Genomic DNA, 24,444 nt, shown 5'->3' with positions numbered 1-24,444 from the left:
CCTATGGCTCTATCGCTTTGCCGTGAGTTAAGCCCATAGCTAAGCAATATAAGGAGATCCTTTATGCGCAAATATTTTTTTGGGGGGATGTTTTTTCTTTTATTAACTGCTTGTGGTGATAGCCAGCAAAAAGTTACCCAGCATTCAGAGGAACTGAATGCCAATATCAAGCCCGCGAGCCAATCGACCAGAGCCCACAATAAGGCTGTAGCAAAGCAGTTACCCTTCTCTGACAACCTGGATTTTCATCTGGCCAAGCGCGGATTTATTGCCACGATTCCCGATGCGCAGATTAAAAATGCTATGGGAAGGGAGGTCTATGGCCTGGCGCAGTTGCAATTTCTTGAGGGGGCTTCGCAGGATACGGTAAACCCCAGCCTATGGCGGCAAGCTCAACTTAACGCCTTGAATAATGGTTTGTTTGAAGTAGTCGAGGGTATTTACCAGGTGCGCTCTCTGGACCTGGCCAATATGACTCTGATTAAAGGGGAAACGGGTTGGATTGTTGTCGATCCCCTGACTTCCAAGGAAACGGCCGCCGCAGCTCTGGCTCTGGCAAATAGGGAGTTGGGGGAGAGACCCGTAAGCGCGGTAATCTTTACCCATAGCCACGCGGATCACTTTGCCGGTGTATCGGGAGTTGTCTCCATGCAGCAGCTGGCTGAAGGATCTGTAGATATTATTGCACCGGATGGGTTTTCCGAGGAGGCGATTAGTGAGAATGTGCGCTCGGGCAATGTGATGCAGCGGCGTGCGCTCTATCAGTTTGGGGATTTATTGCCTTCAAGCCCGGAGGGGTTTGTATCCTCGGGGCTCGGTAATCGGGTTTCCGATGGAGAACATGGTATAGCCACACCCACCCGTCTGATCCCCGAAAAGGGGGCGGAAATGACAATTGATGGGGTGGACATTGTTTTTATGAGTACCCCAGGGGCTGAAGCTCCCACTGAGATGGTCTTTTTCTTTCCCCAGTTTGATGCCCTGTGTATGAGCGAGATTGCCAATCACACTCTGCATAACCTCTATACCTTGCGCGGCGCTAAAACCCGCGATGCACTGGCATGGAGTCGTTATATAGAGCGTGCTATGGAAAAGTTTGGCGCACGTACCCAGGTGGTTTTCAGCAGCCATCACTGGCCGACCTGGGGTAATAGAGAGGCGATGGACTATCTGGCCAAGCAGCGCGATCTCTACAAATATATTCACGACCAGACCTTGCGTCTGGCCAACCATGGCCACGACATGGTTGAAATTGCCGAACAACTGCAACTGCCGGAGACGCTCTCCAACGCCTGGGCTAATCGTGGTTATTACGGCACCATCAATGTGGGCGCAAAAGCGGTGTACAACCGCTATCTGGGATATTTCGACGGCAATCCCGCCAACCTCTACCCCCTGCCACAGGAAGAAGCGGCACTTCGTTATGTGGAATATATGGGAGGAAGAGAAGAAATCATAAAGCGGGCGCGACAGGATTACTCCCAAGGCAATTACCGCTGGGTGGCGATGGTGCTAAAACATCTGGTTTTTGCTGAGCCAAAAAATCAAGAGGCCCGTTACCTATTGGCAGATGCTTTCGAGCAACTGGGTTATCAGGCGGAATCCGGCATCTGGCGAAATTTTTATTTGAGCGGCGCTAGGGAGTTGCGCCACGGGGTTGAACTTCGCGAGGAAATGCGACCGCCGGAAGAAATTGTTGCGCGAGTGCCTTTACAGCTTTTATTTGATGCCATGGCAGTTCGTCTCAATGGGGAAAAGGCGGCGGATGCGGATATCCGCCTGAATATAGAGATGACTGACAACAATAATAAATACTTGGTGGTTGTTAAAAACGGTGTTTTACACGGTTATCCCGATCGCCACAGCGAAGACCCCTCGGCTAGCCTGGCCTTGAGCAGCACCGACCTACGGCTGATGTTCAGCGGTCTGGTCGGTGCGCCCACCATGATTAAGGAAGGCCGCTTAAAGGTGCGCGGTAACCCCCTGGCTTTGATTCAGTTTGGCAGACTCTTCGATAAGTTTGATCGGAACTTCAACCTGGTGACCCCCTAACTGCATGATGTTGGGAAAGGTTGGCATCAGGATCGATGGCTTCATCTCCGCTGGCAGTCTGCGGGGTATGAAGCCTTTTCTCTGACCAGTTTGATTTACCGGTAAAGCCAGTTTGGTAAAGCTGTTGCAATTGGCCTCGATTTTTAGCGCCGGTGACATGCCGGTTTCCTTGGAGGTAAAGTCCACCCCATTGCTGCCACTGCGTGCAGCAATTACAAGGCCAGTATTGGTACCGCCAAGCCAGCTATCAATCAGCCCGGAAGAAAGCAGGTCGATAGTTTCTATTCCCGTGTAAAAAGGTACAAAGCTCTCTGCCAAATTGCCGCGTACCGATGAGCCACCAACAGAATTCCAGGTGGCGCTCTCCTCGCTCCAGTCATTAGCAGCCTGGTAAATACCAAAGGTATTTCCCGAGCGATTAGTAATATTCAGCTCCAGGGTGGCAGAGCTGATGGAGGAACAGCCGGAAAGGTTGGTGAGGTCAAATTTAATCAGTGTGTAGAGCGTGCCATAGGTAGAGTCACTGCCATCTGCAAGTAGTCCATCGGAATCGCCATCAAAATTACTGGATGAATGGCGAGAGGAAATAAATACATCATCGCTCACCGGTAGAGAAAAGCTGCCACCGTTGTCCGCGTTTTCCTCAATCACACTGCGGCCCGCACTATTGGCCACCAGATTCATGGCTTCACCCAGGCGATTGGCAGTCCACCAGTTCACATTGTCTGGCAGGACCAATGGATCGGCAGCGCGCTCTTCCCAAGTCAAAGTTTCGGCGGTGTCATCGAATTTTGCGGTGCGCACTGCCAGCCCCTCTTCGCTCACTTGGATGACTTTGAACTGCTGAATACTGGCCATATCAATGGTCCAGGATTTGGCATCGTTGGCCGATCGGGCCGGTGCTCCCCAGCTACCTTCACCCACATAAACGGTGCCGCCGTTGGTGGTTGTGGAAAAGTTGCTACCGCTAGGTATTACGGCTTCAGTCATCTTGGTGAGGTGGGTATCGGATTCCACCACCAGGTTCATGGAGTAGTCATAAAATGACTGCGCCCACCAGTTAAACAGTGTGGGGTTGTCGGATTTTCCGCTGTAGTGGGGGAACATGGGTTTGTGATACTGGGCGAAACGCCAGTTGGCGGAGCTTCCATAGGTGGACAAATCGCTCGATAACCAGTTGTTCATCGCACTGGCGTAAGATGACCAACCACCGTTTTGGAACTGGCTGTTCAAGGTGTAAACACGCAACAGTGGCGATATTTGTACGGCGCCATAAGTGTCACTGGGTGTACAGTTACCATCACCATTGAAATCCACCCCGAAGACTTCGCAGATAGTCGAGTAATTGTCGTCCTCGTGATTGCCGTGGGTGGGGATCAGCGGATAGATGCGCTTGTAGCTATAGCCATCGATGTTATCGCTGGAGTAGGTGAGCTCCCAGTCGTCGAGAAACTCGCGCATTTCTGAAGCGCTATTGGCATTGGTGAAGTCACCGCCGTGCATCACCGCGAGCGGGCGTATTTTAGCCAGGAGTTCATTGCCCTTGCGGCGTGTGGTATGGCCTGTACGGGTATCACCGCCGGCAACAACAACAAAAGGTGCGTTTTGCGCTGGAGCCGTTTTAAACCAAAATCTCTCCCCGCAGCCGTTTTGGTCGCACACACGAAAATAAATGGGTGAGTCGGCATTCAGGTTTTGCAGTCGTACAAAGTGGCTGGTTATTCCACCATCGAACGTTTCGCTATTACTGACAAATGCGCTATTCCAGCTGTTCTCATTGGTGGAGTAACCGTAGCTGACATAGGGATTACTACTGCTGCCATCGGGGGAAAAACCGATGACGGCACTATTGGAAGCATCGCCATCCCAGGCAAGGCGGTAGTGTTTGGTAGCGGCACTGGCGTCGACTGCCAGTAACAGTGCCGAAATGGTAAGAGCGCGGCCAATGTGTTGTCTCATTGCGGGAATTCCTCTGCAAAGTTGGGACCTTTTCTTGTGAGAGCGCTACCGCCCGGAGGGGGATGATTGCAGGTTGGTGGCGCGCGCGAATTATTGGGGAGCGATGTGACAGCTGCTTGAACGATTGGTTACCAAGCGTGTGAAAGCGGCATTGCGATAGGGAATTGTGATGGTTTCCCCATTTATAAAGTTAACCGCTGCTCCACCGACTTTTAGATAGGAATACACGCCCTTCAGGGGCAGATTGCCATCACTGGTCCAGAAATCACCCCGCTGGGTTTTGGGAAAGTATCCGGTTTCGATACTGGGGCTTCCGGGTTTTACTTCTGTCACCACTAGGGTACGCAGTTCACTGGCCGTGGGCAGGCGCCAGTGTTTTGAGCCACAGAGTTGTTCCCGGTTGGTGTGGCGGATTAAATCTTCCGTATCGCAGCGCTCTGCCTCAAAATAACAATCTCCGTTATTAGCAACGCCCTGATTTTGTAAAAGTCGGGAATAAGTCCATTTCCCATCGTGAATATCTTCACTATCTGTCTTAACTTCCCACAATAGGCCGCTGCGGCTATCGCAGACACAGGACCAGGGACCATCCCAGGCATGGATTACTTCTCCTTTGGCTGTCACTTTAGATAAATGATATTGCGATGGTTGTGGAGCTTGCGGCGTGTGGATAACTGCGGCGCCGATTAAGCAAGCGGGTAGAAAAAAAATAAGAAAAAGCCGTGTGATCATAGTGCTTTACTCAGATTCAGTTGAATGGCCCTGGTGTGCCGGGTGTGGGCAACTTGAGCACGATCAAATGCTGAGACCCATAGGCAGGTGCCGTCTTCGATAGGAATATCCAGGGGAGAGGCCGTATTTAATTTACGCACTAATTCGAGGGACCAAAAACCATCGTGCCACACCCCCTTGGCCCTAACATCAGCGCGGTCCCCTTCAAAACGATTTGAGGTATAGAGTACCGAAGGCATTAGGGTACCCGTCGCCAGCTGATCACTTTCAGTTGAGTAGGGCTGGTAATCAAACCAGGAGATAGTCCAGTCCAGTGCTCGCTCTTGATCAAAACTTTGGAAGGGGGCCAAGGCATTTGTATCTCTGGGTAGGCGTTTGGGAGTGATGCTATCGGGGGAATACCATTTCCAGTTCATCAGGTAGGCACCGGATTCCTTACCATCCTGTTGGTAACCAGCGGTATAACGCCGTATGCCTGCACGTACTTTATCTGGTGCACCGATAAAATTATCATCCGCTAAATACATTTTGTTGGTGCGCACCGCCTTCCAGTGCCAGAGATCGTGCAATTGGCCCGACTGGCTGTAGTGGTAGCCCTTGCCATGCCAATTTGCGGGCTTACCTGGCAGTGGTGAACGGCCCAAGTGTGCGGTACCGGCACCGGCAAAATCGCAGTGACTGGAGAGTAACAGGGCAAACTTATCTTCGTAGTAGCGGCTTTCATCAAACTTTTCAAAACCTTGCTGCTGGATTTTCCAGCCTTGGTCGGTTTTTATCAGGGGTAGGTGAGCCAGGCTTTCCGTGGGGTCTTGCCAGGAGATATGGAAATAAATTTCCTCACCATTTTGCAAAGCTTTGAGGCGGACATCGGTACGGCCTTGATAAAAATTGGCTCCGCCATCGGTACTGACCTCTAGTGCATCAGCATCCGCCCACTGGGACTCATTGGCATGGCCATCAATATCGATAATCGTATCTGCAGCGATTGTGGAAACCGGTAGTTGGTAATAAGTGAACTTGGCTAGAAGTAGCCAGCCGCCCATTAGAAAAATAGTTAGGAAGCTACAGAGCAAAACCAGCTGGGCTCTCTTTGTTGCGGCGGGCTTCAGGATATATTTCAGAACGTTTTGCCCAAACTGAACCAGATACACCCCTGCATGCAGGAAAATGTAGGCTGTGAGCCCAAGTGCAGCGTAAAAATGTAGCGTTCTGGTTAGTGGTAGTTTGCTAATTCCGCTAAAGAGTAACCAGCCACTGGCCAGCGAGACTCCAATCAGGCTAATGCCCCCCCAGGTCACTACCCTGTGGTAATTCAATGGCTTGCGTCCAAATTTCTGCTCGGCCTGATAACGGCGTAAAATTCTTGAACATAAATAGGCCAATGCAACCAGTGAAAGCAGGACTGCAGAGAGGAAGTGCACACTGTGAACTTCCCCCTGGGGCAGCAGCTCTTCAATAGAGGCAATGGCAGGTTTACTCAATGTGGCAATTCTCAACCCACTAAACAGGCTGCAAGTCACCGCTATGACTAGCGCTGTGTGTAGCAGGACCCACGCGGGACTTTTTGATCTGTTAGGCATGGCTAGGCTCTAAAAAGCGCTCAGGCTATCGGCGGGATATGACAGTTTAGAGAAGCCTGTGAAAGGCTGAGAACTACTAAGAATTTATTCACCCGCCAAAGGAACACATTTAGCGGCGAATGGTGCGGATTTTCGCCATCGTCGATGTCGACTCCGGTTCAGGGCTAGCTAAAGATTGGTATAGCGGCGCCAATTTTAGCTTGAGGTCATTGAGGTCATAAGGGTGTTATTCATTTAACGGAGTTACTCAAAAGGGGGAAGGAAAGAATACACTGTGCTCGGGACCGTATGAGGCATGGATGCCGATTACGAGTTTACAGGGATGTATTCACAGCGCGTCGTGAGCGCAGTGTATTCTTTCCTTCTGACCCAGTAGTACTTCGACGCTTTCCTGGGCTTAGAGAAGCTCGAGCGGATGAATTGGCAGCTGGAGCCAGGGCTCTTAATTGAAACCTTGCTCCTCTTCAATTGAGGTCTTTGGTCTAAAACCGAGATGAGAAAAGGGCGTAACAAGGGTGATATTTAAAAATTGAATGTATCGGGTCTTAGGCCGACTTTGGCTTCAAAATAACCCCAATTTTGGCAAGCCACATGATTGTGACGCTACTAGTGAAATTCCGACAGAAGACCTTCACGCCTGCGGTTTTTCTATCTGTCTGCGAACCTACGTCATTTATGCCCTGGTGGGACGTTTTTAGATCCCATTTATTTTTAGTGGTGTTAGGTCGCCAGCATCTTTATCAAGATGCGAGCTGTACAGACTAAGGATGAAGAATAGGTGAGATAGAGCCGCATGGCGGCACTGGATCACTTTGGCGTTTTATTGAGAAGGCGTTCGTGATCTAGCACCGCTAATTACGATGGGCACATCTCTCAAATGCTAATGATGAGGAACGACATCGGTAATGCGATTGTAGAGATGTTGCTTGAGGTAGGCTCGCTGTTTTTTCAGGCTTGAATAATGATCGTCATCGGTGCCGATGCCACTGTCCTGGAGTCCTCGTATCTGTTTGTCCAGTCTTCGGTAGAGGTCATTGTCCAGCTTGAATTCTACGTCGTCCCTGATCAATTGTTTGATGGTTTCGGCATGCTCGGGAAAATCCAGCTCCAGTTCATGTGCGGCAATGGACATATACAATCTCCCCTCAATTGAGTTAGAGCACTAGGCATAATCTTAGTTTGTGGGTCACTGGTCACAAAATTTGGTAAACAAAAAGCAGTTTGTGGCTGCTAGTTGTTTGGCTATTTTATGGCCCGAATAGTTCAAAAAGCGGTTCTAACTGGCGGCTAGGTTTTTTTGAGGGGGATCCATCGCTATCAATTGAGGGCTAACGGATAAGGGCTAACAGATGGCCGAGATTTTATAACAAAATAGTCTAGAAAAAGAGATTATTAGAATGCCCGGATTTTTTAAAAGAACGTCTTTGGAGGTGTTTGGTTTTGAGTATAAAAAACTGCTTTTTTATACGTGGAGGCTCGGCGCATGGTAAAAAAACAACGGTTTTCAGTATTGCAGCAGTCGTTATTTTTACACTGAAAAACGATTAAATTTAAATAATTGAATGTAAAATTTGCATCGCAAATAAAAAGGCCTGGCAGAAAAGTCTGCCAGGCCTTTGTTACAGAAGCACTATTTAAATTTTAATTAGTAAAATTTAAATTTTCAGGCTGAGGCCTCCAATGGAGCAAAGCGCAGCTGACGCCGTTGCAAAAGCTCCCCGAGATACAGTTTCAAGTAAGCCGCGGCTGCCCGCTTACCCTCAGCGGCGGCCTCCTCGGTAATTCTGCCGAAGCGCGAGTAGGCCTGGGAGCAGAATGAATCATTGATATTGATGGCGCACATAAAGCGGTCGCGCCAATCTTGCGATGGAGGTAGCTCAAACTCGCGAGACAGATTCTTAATTAAGGTATCTGCCAAACGCCAGTTGTTTTCCATCTGTAATTGACGCAACGCCCAGCTGGATTGTGGACCATAGTGCACCTTGAGCGCAGAGATATTATCCTCGTAATAACTACGCACTAAATCGCACAAATGGTAGAGCATATCTTGCCAGCTATCTGCCGGTGAGAAGTCTGAATGCCCCAGTACCACGTCGCCAAACGACTTGTAATGGCGCTCCGCCAGGGCGGTCAGGCTGGCATCTACACTCGGGAAAAAGTGGTACACAGATGCAGCGGGAACCCCGGCCACTTGGCTGAGATTAGCGAGGCTGATATCCGTGGAATCCTGCTCGGAAATGAGAGTTTCCAGCGCATCAAGAAGCTTTTCATACTTCTCGCGGCCGTTTTTGCGTTGTGGTTTGCGCGGACTAGCAGTGTCGCGCCGGCTAATAGCCCGTCGATCGATTTGGTTCAAATTTCCCTCCCCTTAGACAAGCGCAGTTGGCAAGCGCCAGAAGTGCGCTTTACTTCCTTGTAAAAAATTGTCTTCTGGAATTGATGATTATTATCGTACCAATTTCGGGGAGCAAGGGGATTTTGTTCGAATTGTGGGATAGTTCCGCGCTGGCAGATTGAATTTGATTAAGTGTTACTATCCCACACAATTCGAAGAAGTTGCGTTAATGATAGTGAAGTTCGGTAGCTTTGCCGCGAAATACCCGGTAGGAAAAGGCCGTATAGATAAGGATTACCGGCACAACAATTAGTGCGCCCACAAGAATAAACTTCAAAGAAGCAGTGGCACTGGCTGCCTGCCAGATATTCAATTGCCCAGGCACTATATCGGGGAAAAAGCTAAAGGCCAGGCCGGTAAAGCACATGAGGAAAATGGTCACTACCAGGACAAAGGGCAGTGCACTGTGTCTGTCATTGGCTTTGGGTAATCTGGCCAGCAGAAGGTCATTAAAAATAAAGGCCAGAAAACACAGGGTGGGTATCAGGAGTACAAACATCACTAAGGGGTAACTAAACCAGCGATCAAAAACGGTGGGGTTAACCAGTGGATTGATTGCGGAGACCGAGACCACTCCGAGAAGCGTTGCTCTTCCAGCCCGGCGCGCCCAGCGCACAGCACGCTCTTGTAATTGAGACTCAGTTTTCAAAACAAGCCAGGCCGAGCCCATATAGCTATATGCGGCAGTCACCCCTAATGCGCTTACCCCAGAAAAAAGCTGTGCCTGCCAGCCCGCCTGGAAACCCATCACATACTGTCCCAGCATATAACCCTGGGCCAAAGTGGTGATGATCGACCCGGCCTTGAAAGTCCGATCCCAGGCGAGTTTGTGCCCCACAGCCGCTTTAGCTCGGAAGTCAAAAGCCACGCCACGTAAAATCAGGCCCACCAACATAATGGCCGCTGGGATATAGAGGTGCATCAGTATGAGGTTGTGGGCAATTGGAAAGGCGATGAGTAGCAGGCCTATAGCGAGCACCAGCCAGGTCTCATTCGCATCCCAGAAGGGGCCGATCGAGGCGATCATGGTATCTCGCTGGGCTTCATCCTCCTCAGCCAGGGGGAGGAGAATACCCACCCCCAGATCGTAACCGTCCAAAATGGCATAAACCAGAACTGCGAAGCCCATCAGGCCGATAAAGATAACGGGTAGCCAATAGGCTGTGGAGGTGGCGGCCTCACTCATGGGATTCCCCCTTGGATTGCTTTTGGGTGGATTCTGGCAAGTTGGTTAGGCTGCCTCCGGCGAGAGGTTCCTCGGTTTCAAATTCCTCCACTTTGACAGACTTGAGTGCCATCACTTTAAGTGTGTGGATATAGGCATAGAGAAGGACGACATAGACAACAAGATAGAGCGTGAGGGAAAAGCCCACATGAGATGGTGGAATCTGTGTTACGGCATCCGCCGTTCTCAGCACTCCGGTCACCAACCAGGGCTGTCGACCAATTTCAGTCACGTACCAGCCCGCCAATGTGGCGACCCATCCGGCGAATGTCATAGCGACAAGGGTTTTGAGCGCCCAACGGGGTAGCTCTTTGCGCCGCCATAGGAGGTAGCAGCCGCCCCAGGCCACAGCCAGCATTAAAAGTCCCATGCCGACCATAATTCTAAAGGCGAAAAACACTGGAGCCACCGGCGGGTGATCATCGGGAAATTCTTCAATTCCCTTAACCTCCCCGTTTAAGTCATGGGTCAGGATAAGGCTGGCCATTTTAGGTATGGCAATTTCGTAGTGATTGGTTTTTGCTTCGCCATCAGGGATTGCAAACAGCAGCAGTGGTGCGCCCCTTTCTGTTTCCCATACCCCTTCCATAGCCGCCACTTTTTGTGGCTGGTATTTAAAGGTATTGAGACCATGCAGGTCACCGACAAAAATCTGAATGGGAATAAAAACAGCCGCCAAAATAAGTCCGGTTTTAAGCGCCAGACGCGGTGCTCTCTTGGGGTCGCCTTTGAGAATTCGGTAAGCGGAGATGCCCGCGACAAAAAAGGCCGCCGTGAGACCCGAGGCCAGCAGCATATGGGTGAGCCGGTAGGGGAAAGAGGCGTTAAAAATAATAGCCAGCCAGCTCTCGGGATAGGCGACACCATCGCGCAGTTCAAAGCCGGATGGAGTCTGCATCCAGGAATTTAAGGCAATGATCCAAAAGGCGGAGAGGGTGGTGCCAGCAGCCACTACAAAGGCCGAGAAGGTGTGCACTTTACTGGGGACGCGCTTAATCCCGAACAACATAATGCCCAAAAAAGTGGCCTCCAGGAAAAAGGCGGTCAGTACCTCATAGCCCAGGAGAGGCCCGGCGATATTGCCAACTCGCGCCATGTAGCCTGGCCAGTTGGTGCCAAACTGGAAAGACATGGTGATGCCACTTACGACCCCGAGAGCAAAGGTTAGGGCGAAGACCTTTACCCAAAAGCGATAGGCACGCATCCAGACGGGGTTGTCAGTTTGGTCATAGCGAAGCTTGAAAAAAACGATAATCCAGGCGAGGGCGATAGTGATGGTGGGAAAGAGAATATGAAAACTTATATTGGCGGCAAACTGTATTCGGGAGAGGATCAGAGTATCTAGCATGGGAGCCTCTGCTGGTCGGACTAATTTATTAACCAGATAATCGGGCGACTCTTCCTAAGCGGCCCGGCGGTGCCCGTCAAACACCATTGCAGGAGTATGGACCCGCGGTATTTTTTGAGCGACTGCCGACGCGGGGTCGGCGGCGGTATATCCCTATACCATCGATTTTTGCTGCCTAAGGGGCAATTCAGGCAGGTGCTTATTCGGAAGTTTTCCCCCCTGTCATTTTACTTTTCAGTTCGAGCAGCTTGACGATGCCGGAGCCCAGTTTCATTAGCCGGAGTAAATCATCGTGATCCAGCTTGCTCAGGGTGTTGGCAAACTCATCCAGCAACTCCAGCAGGCTGTATACCTCCTGAATTTTTTCCTGTGCTTGAACCTCTTGTTCATCCTGGGGCTCATTGAGGAGAAGTTGGCGCAACAAGCTTAGAGTAGGGTCCAGTTCGCGCTTGCGTCGCTCCTCAAATACGGTACGGGCAAGCTCCCAAATGGAACCAGCTGCGGTGAAATAGTCTTTGCGGTCACCGGGCTGGTGCTGCAGCTCAATAAGGCGCCAGGCCTGCAGTTCCTTGAGGCCCATACTCACATTGCCTCGGCTGATCTTCAGTGCCTGGGCTAATTGCTCGGCGTTGAGCGGGGAGGGGTGGATAGTCAGCAGGGCAAACATCTGGCCTACCGTGCGGTTGAAGCCCCACCGGCTACCCATTTCTCCAAAGTGCAAGACAAAGGCTTGGGCTTGACTAGAAAGTTTCATTAGATTCTTAACTTTCAGAAATTTCTGAAAATTGTAAAGGTAAATTGACCTAAGTCAATCAATAATTGAGAAAGTTTTGTATAGCGGGCTTTTGGGATAGCTGCTCGAAGAGTAGTCATTGGCCAGAGGGAGGAAGTGAATGGGCGATGTTGTTGATAGAGGTTGCATACTTTCTTAGGAAGTCTAAGAAGGGAGGGCTTCCAGTGCCCGTTGCAACCAGTTACTGGGGACAATAAAACCGCGGCTAATTTCACCCTTCTCCCCCACTAGCGCAAAGCATAGGGGCTTATTCACAGTTGAATTCTCCAACCCTACAGTGAGCTGCTTAAAAGAGTTACCGCGAGCTTCATCCGATTCAATCGGTGCTAGCCACGCTCTCTTCGGGAGGTGGAACCAGCGTAGACCCGCTGTGTCACTTCCTTGAAAAAGACCCTTGAAAGTTTCTAGATCTGCCCACCAGTTTTTGTCTTGCAGGTGGGTCAGCTTCTTATTGAAAAACGGATTGCTATGAATTGGCAGGGGGCTGAAGAGGCGGCCGGGCATCAGTGTCCACTGTTGCTCAATGTGAAGCCCCAATGCGTTTAAAAGAGGTTGCACCGCCTGCTGCTGAATAAGAGGTAATTGATGTTCCGCCATGCGCTTTATTTTGATATCCAAGCGGTCCTTGAGACCTGGGCCAACCCAGTAGCGGCGGGGTAGTGCGAGATAGAACTTAACTGCAATTTCCCAGTGCTCACAGCGGTTGGTGGGCAAATGTTGGACCACAAAATCCAATTCACCGAGGGTTCTACCCTCGATACGTAAAGGCAGGTTCTGATGTAGCAATTGGTAATCGGGGTGGTACTGAAAAGCAAATGACCAGAGGCGCTCAAAGTAAACGCCGAGGCGGCTGGTAGGTTTATGTTGGTCGCTATCTATTAGGTGTGTTTCAAGCTTATTGAGAAGCTGTTGTTTGACTTCTTCGCGGGAAAAATAACTGTGCAGTTGACTCTGACGTACCATAGGCAGCCTTGGCAGTTTGACGGTGTTTTTTGAATCACTGGCAGTACTGGCGATATCGTTACTGCCCAGTGACCAGAGCAGGTTGGACCAGTTATTTACAATCGGGGAGGGAAATCTATCGCTCATAAAAACCCAATCAGCTTCACAAAAGGCTTTCAGATTCTACCAGAGGCGGCATCTGTCTGTTGGTTGTGCTAGGGTTCAACTTCGAGAAACACTGTAAATAATAAAAACAAGCAACCCCTTTTTTCTCTTATGCTGTGGATTACTGGTGTCCGCCAAAGCGTAATCTGTGTTGGAACTAGGGGCCTATAGCCAGACAATAATAAAAAGAGGAGGCGAGTGTGGAATCAGGGCCTATGATCTCTATCGGTCTGCCGATAGCGCTGTTTATCATTATGGTGGGTATTGGAATGACCTTGACCGCCAGGGATTTCCACCAGGTGACAGTAAAACCTGGTGGGTTGGTGGTCGGTACACTTGCCCAGATCATACTCATGCCACTTGTGGCTTTTGTTCTGTGTTGGGCGCTTAGTTTGCCCGCTCCGATCGCTGTGGGCCTGGTGATTATTGCAGCCTGTCCAGGTGGTACAACTTCGAACCTGTTTACACTGCTCGCTCGCGGCAATGTGGCGCTCTCCATCGTGCTAACAGTTTCCGCAAGCTTAATTACAATTTTAACCCTACCTTTTTTCACTAACTTTGCCTTGCGCCAGTACTTTGGTGCAGAGCAGGAAATCGTCCTACCCTTTGCCAGGACAGTGGCTATGTTATCGGTCATTGTCCTGTTGCCTGTGGTAATCGGTATGATAGTACGGGCCTGGAACCCTCACTTAGCGAGCCGTGCCGAGGGCATTGTGAGTATTTTCGGTGCACTGGTACTGCTTATTTTGGTAGTAGGGTTGGTTTGGGGAATGAGAGATCGGATAGGGGAGCTTATGCTGCTGGCTGGCCCCTCTACAATTCTGCTGAATTTATTGGGGATATTGGCTGGGTTAATCATCAGCCACTTCTGCGGGCTTTCCCCGCGAGATGGATTAGCGGTAGCTACTGAGTTGGGTATTAAGAACGGCACCATTGGCCTTATGGTGACCCTCACTTTAATGCATTCCAGTGAAATGTCGATACCCTCTGCAGTATATGGTGTGCTGATGTTTCCATCTGGGATGTTGCTCGCGTACTACGGCCGCAAGAAGGCACGAGAAGCTAGAGAGGAGGGCGCTGCGGAAGTTGGCTAAGCTGGTTGAAACCCCTTCAGTCCAATTGCCTTAATCTAACTTCTCAATATAGGCACCCAGGCGCGAGAGATCTGGCACGCTGATACGACCGTAGGAACATTCTATCAGCCCCTGAGATTCAATATTTTTTAGTACCCGGTGTACCCCTTGCCGGGTCATACCCATAGTGTTGGCGAGCAGCTCTTTGGTGAGGCGAAAACTGCTATGGCTACTTTCATGTCCACCATTATGCATCTGCGCCATAAAGAATAGGCGCCGAGCAATTCGAGCCTCAGTACCGCGTAGTACATCGTCCTGGATAATGGACATCACTGTCCAAAGCCTTCTGCTGATTTGTTCCAGTGCTATTGGATAAGCTTCGGGGTGTTGCTTCATTTTTTCCCTCAGCAATTCACCGGATATATCGACAATGACACAATCACTATGGGCGCGGGCTCCAAATACCCGCGGAGTTCCTGGGCAAAAAACGGTATCACCAAACCAGGCTCCATTATCTAAAATCGCAAGGGTTGCCTCGCGCCCAGCAAAATTACTGGAGCAGATTCGCACCTGCCCCTTGGCAATAATAGAAAGGCGTTCCAGGTGGGAACCTGAGGGATAGATAGTGTCGCCCTGGGAGAAGTGCTGGCAATATGCCTTCTGGGCTAGAAATTCTCGAGCCTCATCAGGTAGGCCGGCTAGCAATGGGCATTTATCAATAAAGCTGACTTTATTATTCATTCGTCAAGTGTAAACAATTTGACAGTGTTTTCAGTGGTGCTGATTCAGAATTTGGATTCCAATAACATCAAGGAGTGCAACATGTACCTGGAAACTATGCCTTCTCTGAAGGGGCGGGTCAGCGATGAAGAGTGGCAATTGCGTGTCGATTTAGCGGCGGCTTACCGTTTGATAGCCCACTATGGTTGGGACGATACTATCTTTACCCATCTCTCTGTGCGTATTCCCGGACCGGAATCCCACTTTCTAATTAACCCTTTTGGCATGTTTTTTGATGAAATTACAGCTTCAAGCTTGGTTAAAATCGATTTGCAGGGAGAAAAGGTGGATGAAAGTACGGCGATGGTGAATCCTGCAGGATTTACTATCCACAGTGCTATCCATGAGGCGCGAGAAGATGCCCACTGCGTTATGCACACCCATACTACTGCAGGCGTAGCGGTTTCTGCCCATGCTGAAGGCCTGCTGCCAATTTCTCAGCAATCATTATTTCCCCTGTCGAGTATTGCTTATCACGACTATGAGGGGATTGCTGTGCGTGAGGATGAAAAAGCTCGCTTGGTGGCTGACCTGGGCTCGGCCAACTATATGATCCTTCGCAATCATGGGTTACTGACCTGTGCTTCCACCGTTGCTGATACCTTTCTGGCAATGTTTATATTGCAACGCGCTTGTGAAATTCAGGTTACAGCGCTTACTGGCAATCCACCCCTAACCCCGGTTCCTCAAAATATTGTGGATAAGATCGTTAGCGAGGGAGATATGGTTACCGGTAATCAGGGAGGGCTCTTGGTTTGGCCAGGATTGTTGAGGAAGTTGGATCGCCTTGATTCTAGTTTCCGTGACTAAGTGCTAATGGAATTTTTAAGACTGAAGGTGGGAAACTTTTACTCCCTCCTTCATGAGAACTATCTCTCATATTCTCGCAATTTAGATTTTCTGTTATAAATAAGGCATCTGTTACAGGGCAAAGTGAATATAACAGGCAAACTAATAAAATTTCTATTGCTTATTTTTTAATCAGGGCGTGGTAGGAGCACCTGAATTAGCTGTAGGTAGATAAATAAATTGGCGGGAGTGTCAGGTCATGCTTAATTATTTCTTAAAAAAACAACTAAAACGCCATGATCTTGGTAATAACATGAAGTTAGAGGCTCTGGTACGCTCTCACTTGCTCAGTCAACAGGCCATGATGGGGAATGATCCAGGGGTTGGCAACACAAAGAAAGATAAAATTGTTGTCTCCTTAACTTCCTTTGATAAGCGTATTCACGATGTCTATTTGTGTATAGAGAGTCTATTCCAGCAATCACTAAAGGCAGATGCAGTCGTATTATGGTTATCGTCGATGGACTTTCCAGATCGGAAGCTCCCAGAAATGCTACAGAAGCAACAAAAGCGAGGGTTGGAGGTTTTCTTTGTTAAGGAGGATTTTGGCCCATACAATAAGTACTTTTATACTTTTAATCAGTTTCCTAACAGTTTAATTATCACTGTGGATGATGATGTATTATATCCACCGGATATGATCGATATGCTTTATCAGGCCTACCTGCGCGATCCTTCCAATATTTACTGTCATCGCGCTCATCGTATTGAAGTGGATAAAAAAGGCAATATTCTTCCCTACGAAAAATGGCGTACTGAGAGGGATAAATGGAGTGGGGAATCTAATATCGAGCCTTGCCATCGGGTATTTCCCACAGGTGTTGGTGGAGTTCTTTATCATCCTAATGCTTTGCATAAGGATGCCTTTGATAGTGAGAAGTTTTTAAAGTTGTGCCCTAAGGCAGATGATATTTGGCTTAAAGCGATGAGTATTAGGCAGGGCACAAGAGCTGCGCGAGTACCGGACTTTCGTCCTTGGAGGGATAGATTTCTGACAATAGAAGGAGCTAAAGTTCAACGCTTACAAAGTGAAAATCTAAAGGGTAAGTATGGGAACGATTATAAAATCAGAAGAGTGTTTTCTGAATATAAGATTTTAGACTATTTGTGATTTATGATTATCTAAATATATTATCAGTCTTCATTTTGGACCTGTTTTTTAAAAGGTTTAGCGTTTTTTTATTTTAGTGAAGTTGGATTTTTTCAAGTGTTGAGGTATAGACTTAGACTAACTACCATTTATATCGAAACCCAAGCTCCAGTCCTCCAACAAAGCTATCCCCAAGGTTCTCCAGGCCGCTGCTGAAAAAGACTTCGGTGTAGATAGAGCAGTGGTCACCACACTCTTCATAACTGGCTCCCATACGTAAATCCGCATACCAGGTATCCGGTTTCTGATAAAGTCTTGTTCCAGAAACAACCAGGTCGGTTTCCTGGTCAAGATTCAAGATCAGCCCTGGAGTGACATAGTATCCAAAGCGCTCCAGAGGTAGGGAACCGTACATTTTTCTACTGGATTTACGTTGGCTTTTACGTTTTTCAAAAGTGGCTCCTAGGCGCAATAAAAGGCCATTGTTATTAATATCGCCTACTTTAACATCATAGGTATCTTCAAAATTTTCAGCCTCCTCAGATGTGTAAATCAGTTGTGCCTGGGGGGTAATCGAATAGTAATCATAGAGCTTGAAGCTCCATCCTCCCTCCAGAGACAGACCGTAACCGTAGCCTTCACTGCTGTTGCGGAGTGTGCGTAAATCTTTTGCGTCAAAGTCAAAGTCGAACCAACTTAGCTTGAATTGAGCATCAACATAGAGACCCTGATAGCCATACCATGTTAGGTAGCTACTGACGCCGTATGTTTTGGCATTAATGGAGCCGTCCCCAAAAAAAGACTCTACGGAATTTTTCGAGTTGCCATAATGCAGTGCCAAACTGGCAATAGGAGTAGTGCCGAGAACCAACAAGTCGACGGGGAGATCAGCACCAATTTGGAGCTGATAGTATGTTTGATCCCAGCTCGCCCAAGTGGTGGATTCACTGGGTGTCGTGCTTATATAGCGTGCACCACTGCGTATCCATATCCCCTTGCGATCAATGGCTGTTTCCAGTGAACTAGTATAATCGGTGCTATTGACGTCGAGATAACTACTGCCAACCCAGTAGCGGTTACCCACACGACTACGCAATGTGGTGGGAATATTCAAGGATCGCAGTATTTGTGGAAGGGTTTCATACATTACTGCAGCGGGTTGCCAGCGAGCCATACCGCCTTCGGGGAAATGGCTTGAATTACTTATCGTAGAGCGCAGATACCATTCTCCATCATTGTTTCCCGATAAATCATTCTGGTGCAGTGTATAGGCGTATGCTCCACCAATTGTCGCGGGTTGCTCATCTTTGGTTATATAGTCACCGCTTAAAATAAAGGCATTGTCAGTGGAGTCCCCCTCAATAGATATCAATTTGATACCGTTATCCTGAGTGCGTGCGCCAGTACCATTGAGGTTGTAAACCGTTACGTGAGTAGTGCCACTTGTATCTCCCCGGATCTTTAGTTGATCACTGTTAGCAGTGCTATCACTAAGTGCCACATCCATCCACAAGCGTCCGTTATCGCCAATATAGTGACCGTAATTATTGTCACTATCTTTTTGAATGATTAAAGTATTAAATTTCTTATTGACTAAGTCGATAGTGCCATCATTAGCCACGTTGCCAGTAATTCTATATTCCTCGGTATCAATAAATGCCTGGCCACCCCATTTAATGTGTAAGCCCAGTGGATTATTGTCATTATCCAGGCCGCCACCCACATTCAAATTCCCAGAAAAAATAATTTTTGAACTACCCCAAATAACGACTCGTTCCCAGTTAATAAGCTGGTTACCATCCACTCGATAATCGAGTTTGAATATCAGTGTATCGATGTCTCCGTCTTCTGCGCTGAGATCATCGCCGCCATCTAATACTGCATCTCCTTCAAAGGAATAAGAGTCGATGACTAGTTTATCTGAGCCGGGACCACCGCGTATTTCATTACTGATGCCTTCATCCCAGTGGATATAATCATCTCCTTCACCGGCATCTAAATAGTTGAAAATAAAACCGCCATCCAGGGTGATTTGATCATTACCCGCGCCACCCCAAACATGAAATGTGAGGCCGTCTAGAACTTGGATGTCATCATCACCGCCCCCCCCATGAATACCGCCTCCATTAATGTAATCGCCTACATCACTACTGCGCTCATCCAACACAATAAGATCGTTACCATCCCCTCCATATACAGAGTCGTTGATTACTGCTCCCTTAATATAAATGGCGTCGTCACCATTCCCGCCAAATGCGCTATTGATAGTGCCACCATTTAACTCCAAGGTGTCATTACCACCTAATCCATCGACATCGGCCTCTTCTGCGTCATTTTCTTCGTCGCAGATAATTTGATCCGGCCCTTCGGAGCCCAGATTGTCTGGTGTACACTGCGCCGTGGCCTTTACTGGAGAAAGCGCGATGATTCCCAATGCAGCCATTGATATCAGTAGTTGGCTATTAAAGATGTCTGTAGATCGGGTTTTTGAATTTATTTTTTTCACAGTGACTCCGGCGCATAGTTTCATATACGAAATCCTGTGTTTCAAAACTTAGTGCCAATCCCAATATTGATAATCCAGGGATCGTAATCGAAGTGCGCATATAGGCGGTCTGACCCCAGCTCTGTAGGGAAATTTATCGTGGTATCGGTATCTGACAGGTAGTAAAGAGCCGCCAGATTAATTAATAAAGGATAGCGAAATTGGCGAAAGTCAAAATTGAAGTCGACGCCACCCTGGAGGGCCCAGTCCCAAGAGTGTCCCATATTGAATGAACCAGGAGCCACTGACATATCAGAGTCCATCAGATACTCATCAAATTGGCGGCTTATGGATACCGTATGGTAATCCGTATAATTAATTCCCGCGCCGAGATAGGGGCGGGCAATATAGGATGGGTCAAGAAAATACCAGTTTGCAAAGGCAAGAGTGCTTGTAGTCTTAAAATCACCCAATTTAATCTGGCTGTTGCCTGGGTTGCCGGTAAAGTTATCTAGGACTACATCGTATGAGGCACCGTTAATATGCATCAACTCGATTCCCCAGCGATCCGAAGGGCGCCATACTCCGGAAATTTGCCAGGTTTGGGCGGTGTCTATTTCCCAGGTTGAATTGTATAAATCCCAATGTTGTAAAACCCGGTATTTTAGGGAGGTTCCAGCATCATTGGGCGTAATATAGCTGAGACCGAAGCGCACCATAAATTCGCCCCAGTCAATGTTGCGCCAATCCTCCTGGGCTTTGGCGTTAATTGTACTGGTCGCAAAAAGAAATATTAAAAATCTGAAAACTATTCCCTGGATTTTCATCATTATACCCTTCTGTGAAAATCGATGACGGATGGTGTCTTTTACTGTTACATACAGTCCTTTTTGGCTATAGCCCTACGGATGATTTTTGGACTCATCAATAGGTATCCAAAAAGTAGCAGGATTCGGCAGGTACGCCGAAAATTTGACGAGTATTCAGTCGGGATTTTTTTCAGGGAGATCTAGGCTACCGTCGCCTGACATTTAATTTGGGTGTGTAAATTGAATGTGTAAATTGAATGTGTAATTTGAATGTGCAATTTGAGCAAGTGGTAGCCGGACCAATATAAGTTTTGATGTGTTTTTTTATCCAAGGCTATTGATTCGGAGGCAAAGGCCAGGCAATACCGCTCTCTTCCGGTACTGTCTCCAGATTGCGGGCATACTCAAGGAATTCTGCGGCTGCTGGGGATAATGGTCTGGATTTACGCCTGGCTAGATACCAGTGCGTAATAATCGGCAGAGACTCTACTTCTAAAATGGCGAGCCCTGAATGTCCGCCAAATGCGAGGGTGTGCTCGGAGAGAATAGATACCCCAAGCCCTGACATTACGGCGTGCTTTATGGCTTCATTGCTTTCGATGGTCATGCGGATATTGAGATCGATATGTCTCTCCTGCAGAAAACGCTCTATGGCGTGACGGGTGCCGGACCCCTCCTCGCGTCGCAGAAAGGGACCGCTGGCAAACTCCTCAAGGGGAATCTTTTTTCTGCCTGCTAGCGGGTGCTTCTCCGGCGCTATAGCCAACAGTCGATTGGGCAGGAATTCCACCAATTCCAGATCGGGGTTCTTGGGAGGGTGGCTGAACACATAAAAATCATCCTCATCCTCACCGGTGTAGTCGATGATCTGCTGACGGTTACCCACGCGAAAGAGAATATCCAGCTTGGGATGCTGTTCGTAAAACTCGCCAATCAAATGGGGAATAAAGTACTTGGCGGTAGTGACAACCGCCAGTTGTAAGCGCCCCGTATCTAGACCGCGCAGTCTGGCTAGCTTTAGCTCCAGATACTCATAGCTTTTGAGGATTTCTCGGGCACTGTCCACCAGGGTCTGCCCGGCCTCGGTGAATTGCAACTGCTTACCCACGGCGTAGTAAAGGGGTAAGCCTACGGCACTGGATAGCTTGGCCAGCTGCATGGATACGCTGGGCTGAGTCAGGTGCAGGGTTTTGGCGGCGCCACTGATGCTGCGTTGTTCATATACCGTAAGTAAAATCTCCAACTGCCTGACGGTGCCGATGCGGGAGTGGGCTCTGCTGGCTAGCATGACTTTTCTCAATCATAGATAAAAGATGATATATAACATAATAATTATCTATTTTTACCTATCAATCTACCTAGTGATAATGCACCCACTTCAATCTATGGGAATGGGAGGGGGACCCTGTATGCACAAGTCACAACTTTACTTTGGTACCTTGGTAGGCCTGTTAGTCATGTCCATTGGATGGGTATTGGCGCTGGTTGGTATCGATGCCGCTGCACTAATATTGGTCGGGCTGGTGGTGCTGCTTGCCAATGTGGGGTACGGGCTAATGAAGCGGGTTCCCAAGAGAATTCGCCTCCCGCTCTCTGAGCGCCGCGAAAGCTCTAAGCGCGGGAAGCACTGATCATGCAGCTGGATGTTGTAGTTGGTTTCTTTATCCTTGGGGCCCTGGCGCAGCTGGTACGTAGTGACTTGCGCCTGCCCACCGGTCTCTACCAAAGCTGTGTGATCTTTCTACTGTTGGCTATAGGCCTCAAGGGTGGTGCGGCGCTCAGTACCTATTCCGCTTCAACCCTGATTCCTCAATCTCTTGCGGTTTTGGCCTTTGGCACACTACTCCCTTTGTTAGCCTTCCCACTTCTCTATTGGATAGGCAAATGGAGTCGGCTGGATGCAGCGGCTACTGCTGCCCACTACGGGTCGGTCAGTGTAGCCACCTATGCTGTGGCGGTGGCCCTGTTGGAGACGAAGGGCATCGATTACGAAGCCTATTTCCCCTTATTCGTGGCTCTACTGGAAGTTCCGGCTATTGTGGTGGGAATTCTCCTGGCTCGGAAGTCGATGCAGAACAGCAATAAGGGGCGCCTGGCCCATGAGTTGACCTGCAATCAGGGGGTTCTTCTCCTGCTTGGCGGGATCGCCATCGGCGCTTGGGCCGGTGAGCGTACTGCAGCAGTCATGCCTTTTTTTGGTCAGTTATTTCACGGTGTGCTGGCTCTTTTTCTGCTGGAAATGGGGAGAGTCGCGGCGGCGCGACTCGCAGATGTGCGCGGGCAGGGTGCGTTCTTGCTGAGTTTTGGTATATTTATGCCCCTGCTAGGCGGTGCGGCCGGGGGTGCCCTGGGAGCATTACTGGGGTTGTCGGCGGGAGGAATTTTCCTGTTGGCGGTACTCGGTAGCAGCGCCTCCTATATCGCGGTACCTGCAGCTATGTCTGTGGCTCTGCCGCAGGCCAATGCCAGCGTGTCCATCACACTGTCCCTGGCGATAACGTTCCCTTTCAATGTCCTGGTGGCGATTCCCGTCTACCTGGCGTTTGTTCAACATTGGAGTTAGCCGCAAGTGAAATCACTGCCCTTTGAAAAAGTCACCATCGTTATGGGGTCGCGATCGGACTGGCCTACCATGGCCAATGCCACCAAACCCCTGAACGAGCTGGAGGTTCCTTTTGCCACTGCGGTTGTGTCCGCCCACAGAACCCCCCAGCGCCTGGTGGAATTCGCCAGTGAAGCCCACAAAAACGGCACCCAGGTGATTATCGCCGGAGCTGGTGGCTCTGCCCACCTGCCGGGAATGATTGCCGCTATGAGCCCGCTGCCGGTTATTGCCGTACCTGTTGAAAGCCGTTTTATGACCGGAATGGACAGCCTTCTTTCCATCGTACAGATGCCCAAAGGTATTGCCGTGGCTACCCAGGCAGTAGGTGCCTCTGGGGCTTATAACGCAGGCCTGATGGCGGCACAGATGCTCTCCCTGGGCGATACTGAACTGCAGGAGCGACTGATCGCCTGGCGCGAGCGTCAAACTGACCAGGTTCCGCTAACGGTGGAGTGAAGTTAGTGAGTGAAGTAACCAGACATATCGCTATTGTCGGCTGTGGGCAGCTGGCGCAGATGATGGCACAAGAGGGTAAGCCCCTCGGTATTACATTTAGTTTCCTGGCGGAGAAGGGCGAGGACGCGGGTTGTGTCGAAGGGCTCGGCACAGTCGTCAGGTTGGATGAGGCGGGCAGTGGCGAGGATTTATTTCAGGCACTCGGCTGCCCTGAGGTGATCACTGCCGAGCGTGAACAGGTGGATGTAGCACTGCTGAGAGAGTTGCAGCGCTTTTGTCCAGTTTACCCAGATCCCCATGTTTTTGAGAAAGCCCAACATCGCTTGAGGGAGAAGCGGGCTCTCACTGAGAGCGGTCTTCCGGTTGCGCCTTTCATGCCGGCAAGGGGACGCGGTGAATTACTGAATGCCCTGGATAAGCTCGGTTATCCGGCATTTATCAAGAGCTGTGAAAATGGCTATGACGGTAAGAACCAGTGGCGGGTGAAGGATGCGGCAGAGCTGCAGGAAGCTATCAAAGAGGCTCAAGATCTGCCCTGTGTGGTGGAAGCCTCGGTAGATTTCTCCTGTGAGGTTTCCCTGATCGGTGCCCGCTCTGTTTCCGGAGAAGTAAAGACCTACCCTCTGACTGAGAACCTGCACCGCCAAGGAACGCTGTTACTCTCCAAGGCGCCCTATCAGGATGAACAATTATTAGCCAGTGCCCGTGCCTATCTGCAAAAGCTGATGGATGACTGGGACTATGTAGGCGTACTCTCAGTGGAGTGCTTTGTCACCAGTGAAGGCTTGCTGGTGAATGAAATTGCGCCACGGGTCCACAACAGTGGTCACTGGACTTTAGTGGGTGCGGACACCAGCCAATTTGCCAATCACCTGCGTGCGATATTGGATATGCCACTGGGTGACACCGACTGCCCACGGCCCGCTGCCATGGTCAATATGCTCGGTGTGGATCGAGCGCCAACAGACAAGAATGAGGGTGTTTGGCTCTACGGCAAGACGCTCCGTCCCGGGCGTAAGATGGGCCATGTGATTCTGGTGGATGACAGTTCAGAAGAGCTGGCTCAGCGCTGTGAGGCGATGATTGCTGATCTCTATCAGCAGTAA

General features: G+C 49.4%; 21 protein-coding genes. 8 read left to right on the top strand and 13 right to left on the bottom strand.

Going from position 1 to position 24,444, the window contains the following annotated elements:
* The first annotated feature begins 63 nt into the window (after window positions 1–63).
* On the top strand, window positions 64–2,052 hold the full coding sequence (locus FIU95_RS16890; RefSeq protein WP_216646266.1) for an alkyl/aryl-sulfatase: 1,989 nt from the start codon (window positions 64–66) through the stop codon (window positions 2,050–2,052).
* On the opposite strand, the gene FIU95_RS16885 is transcribed toward FIU95_RS16890, so the two are convergent.
* The 9 genes from FIU95_RS16885 to FIU95_RS16845 all read right to left on the bottom strand — a co-directional run bounded on the left by FIU95_RS16885 (window position 1,963) and on the right by FIU95_RS16845 (window position 13,173).
* Complete coding sequence (locus tag FIU95_RS16885; protein ID WP_152454870.1) at window positions 1,963–4,011, bottom strand: DNRLRE domain-containing protein; 2,049 nt, start codon at window positions 4,009–4,011, stop codon at window positions 1,963–1,965. The genes FIU95_RS16890 and FIU95_RS16885 overlap by 90 nt on opposite strands.
* 90 nt (window positions 4,012–4,101) lie before the next feature.
* Window positions 4,102–4,743 carry a DUF1566 domain-containing protein gene (locus FIU95_RS16880; protein ID WP_152454869.1) on the bottom strand — a complete coding sequence of 214 codons (642 nt, stop codon included), beginning with the start codon at window positions 4,741–4,743 and terminating at the stop codon, window positions 4,102–4,104.
* Window positions 4,740–6,224: an ethylbenzene dehydrogenase-related protein gene (locus FIU95_RS16875; protein ID WP_172975441.1), complete on the bottom strand. Its 1,485-nt coding sequence runs from the start codon at window positions 6,222–6,224 to the stop codon at window positions 4,740–4,742. The genes FIU95_RS16880 and FIU95_RS16875 overlap by 4 nt, the downstream gene beginning before the upstream one ends.
* A gap of 979 nt (window positions 6,225–7,203) precedes the next feature.
* The gene (locus tag FIU95_RS16870; protein ID WP_253869132.1) at window positions 7,204–7,455 is read right to left on the bottom strand and encodes a YdcH family protein; all 252 of its coding nucleotides are present in this window, start codon (window positions 7,453–7,455) and stop codon (window positions 7,204–7,206) included.
* 531 nt (window positions 7,456–7,986) lie between these two features.
* Window positions 7,987–8,679 carry a TetR/AcrR family transcriptional regulator gene (locus tag FIU95_RS16865; RefSeq protein WP_152454866.1) on the bottom strand — a complete coding sequence of 231 codons (693 nt, stop codon included), beginning with the start codon at window positions 8,677–8,679 and terminating at the stop codon, window positions 7,987–7,989.
* A 205-nt stretch (window positions 8,680–8,884) separates the two neighbouring features.
* Window positions 8,885–9,904, bottom strand: coding sequence for a cytochrome d ubiquinol oxidase subunit II (locus FIU95_RS16860; RefSeq protein WP_152454865.1), 1,020 nt, complete (start codon window positions 9,902–9,904; stop codon window positions 8,885–8,887).
* Window positions 9,897–11,291: a cytochrome ubiquinol oxidase subunit I gene (locus FIU95_RS16855; RefSeq protein WP_152454864.1), complete on the bottom strand. Its 1,395-nt coding sequence runs from the start codon at window positions 11,289–11,291 to the stop codon at window positions 9,897–9,899. The genes FIU95_RS16860 and FIU95_RS16855 overlap by 8 nt, the downstream gene beginning before the upstream one ends.
* 199 nt (window positions 11,292–11,490) lie before the next feature.
* Entirely contained in the window at window positions 11,491–12,045 is a 555-nt protein-coding gene (locus FIU95_RS16850) for a GbsR/MarR family transcriptional regulator (RefSeq protein ID WP_152454863.1), read from the bottom strand.
* 183 nt (window positions 12,046–12,228) lie between these two features.
* Window positions 12,229–13,173, bottom strand: coding sequence for a DUF1853 family protein (locus FIU95_RS16845; RefSeq protein WP_152454862.1), 945 nt, complete (start codon window positions 13,171–13,173; stop codon window positions 12,229–12,231).
* A gap of 218 nt (window positions 13,174–13,391) precedes the next feature.
* Here FIU95_RS16845 and FIU95_RS16840 point away from each other — a divergent pair, with 218 nt between their 5' ends.
* On the top strand, window positions 13,392–14,285 hold the full coding sequence (locus tag FIU95_RS16840; RefSeq protein WP_152454861.1) for a bile acid:sodium symporter family protein: 894 nt from the start codon (window positions 13,392–13,394) through the stop codon (window positions 14,283–14,285).
* Window positions 14,286–14,315: 30 nt separating this feature from the next.
* On the opposite strand, the gene FIU95_RS16835 is transcribed toward FIU95_RS16840, so the two are convergent.
* Window positions 14,316–15,005 carry a Crp/Fnr family transcriptional regulator gene (locus FIU95_RS16835; RefSeq protein WP_152454860.1) on the bottom strand — a complete coding sequence of 230 codons (690 nt, stop codon included), beginning with the start codon at window positions 15,003–15,005 and terminating at the stop codon, window positions 14,316–14,318.
* Between the two features lie 81 nt (window positions 15,006–15,086).
* On the opposite strand from FIU95_RS16835, the gene FIU95_RS16830 reads away from it, so the two are divergent.
* Together FIU95_RS16830 and FIU95_RS16825 are read left to right on the top strand one after the other, a co-directional pair.
* Window positions 15,087–15,854 carry a class II aldolase/adducin family protein gene (locus FIU95_RS16830; protein WP_216646265.1) on the top strand — a complete coding sequence of 256 codons (768 nt, stop codon included), beginning with the start codon at window positions 15,087–15,089 and terminating at the stop codon, window positions 15,852–15,854.
* Window positions 15,855–16,092: 238 nt separating this feature from the next.
* Entirely contained in the window at window positions 16,093–17,004 is a 912-nt protein-coding gene (locus tag FIU95_RS16825) for a glycosyltransferase (protein ID WP_152454859.1), read from the top strand.
* Between the two features lie 121 nt (window positions 17,005–17,125).
* Here the strand turns inward: FIU95_RS16825 and FIU95_RS16820 are convergent, their stop codons facing one another.
* The 3 genes from FIU95_RS16820 to FIU95_RS16810 form a co-directional block, all read right to left on the bottom strand.
* Complete coding sequence (locus FIU95_RS16820; protein ID WP_172975440.1) at window positions 17,126–19,489, bottom strand: autotransporter outer membrane beta-barrel domain-containing protein; 2,364 nt, start codon at window positions 19,487–19,489, stop codon at window positions 17,126–17,128.
* A gap of 41 nt (window positions 19,490–19,530) precedes the next feature.
* Window positions 19,531–20,298, bottom strand: a complete 768-nt coding sequence (locus FIU95_RS16815; protein ID WP_152454857.1) for an OmpW family protein — start codon at window positions 20,296–20,298, stop codon at window positions 19,531–19,533.
* 313 nt (window positions 20,299–20,611) lie between these two features.
* The gene (locus FIU95_RS16810; RefSeq protein ID WP_152454856.1) at window positions 20,612–21,565 is read right to left on the bottom strand and encodes a LysR family transcriptional regulator; all 954 of its coding nucleotides are present in this window, start codon (window positions 21,563–21,565) and stop codon (window positions 20,612–20,614) included.
* Between the two features lie 121 nt (window positions 21,566–21,686).
* On the opposite strand from FIU95_RS16810, the gene FIU95_RS16805 reads away from it, so the two are divergent.
* The 4 genes from FIU95_RS16805 to FIU95_RS16790 are packed head-to-tail and all read left to right on the top strand — an operon-like array spanning window position 21,687 to window position 24,444.
* Entirely contained in the window at window positions 21,687–21,908 is a 222-nt protein-coding gene (locus FIU95_RS16805) for a hypothetical protein (protein ID WP_152454855.1), read from the top strand.
* A 2-nt stretch (window positions 21,909–21,910) separates the two neighbouring features.
* Complete coding sequence (locus FIU95_RS16800) at window positions 21,911–22,840, top strand: sodium-dependent bicarbonate transport family permease (protein WP_152454854.1); 930 nt, start codon at window positions 21,911–21,913, stop codon at window positions 22,838–22,840.
* Between the two features lie 6 nt (window positions 22,841–22,846).
* Window positions 22,847–23,338, top strand: a complete 492-nt coding sequence (gene purE, locus FIU95_RS16795; RefSeq protein WP_152454853.1) for a 5-(carboxyamino)imidazole ribonucleotide mutase — start codon at window positions 22,847–22,849, stop codon at window positions 23,336–23,338.
* Window positions 23,339–23,343: 5 nt separating this feature from the next.
* A complete protein-coding gene (locus tag FIU95_RS16790; RefSeq protein ID WP_152454852.1) occupies window positions 23,344–24,444 on the top strand; it encodes a 5-(carboxyamino)imidazole ribonucleotide synthase in 1,101 nt (366 codons plus the stop codon).

Source organism: Microbulbifer sp. THAF38 (genome assembly GCF_009363535.1).
Taxonomy (GTDB): Bacteria; Pseudomonadota; Gammaproteobacteria; order Pseudomonadales; family Cellvibrionaceae; genus Microbulbifer.
The sequence above is the reverse complement of the archived record's forward strand: the minus strand, read 5'-3'. Positions and strand labels throughout refer to the sequence as shown.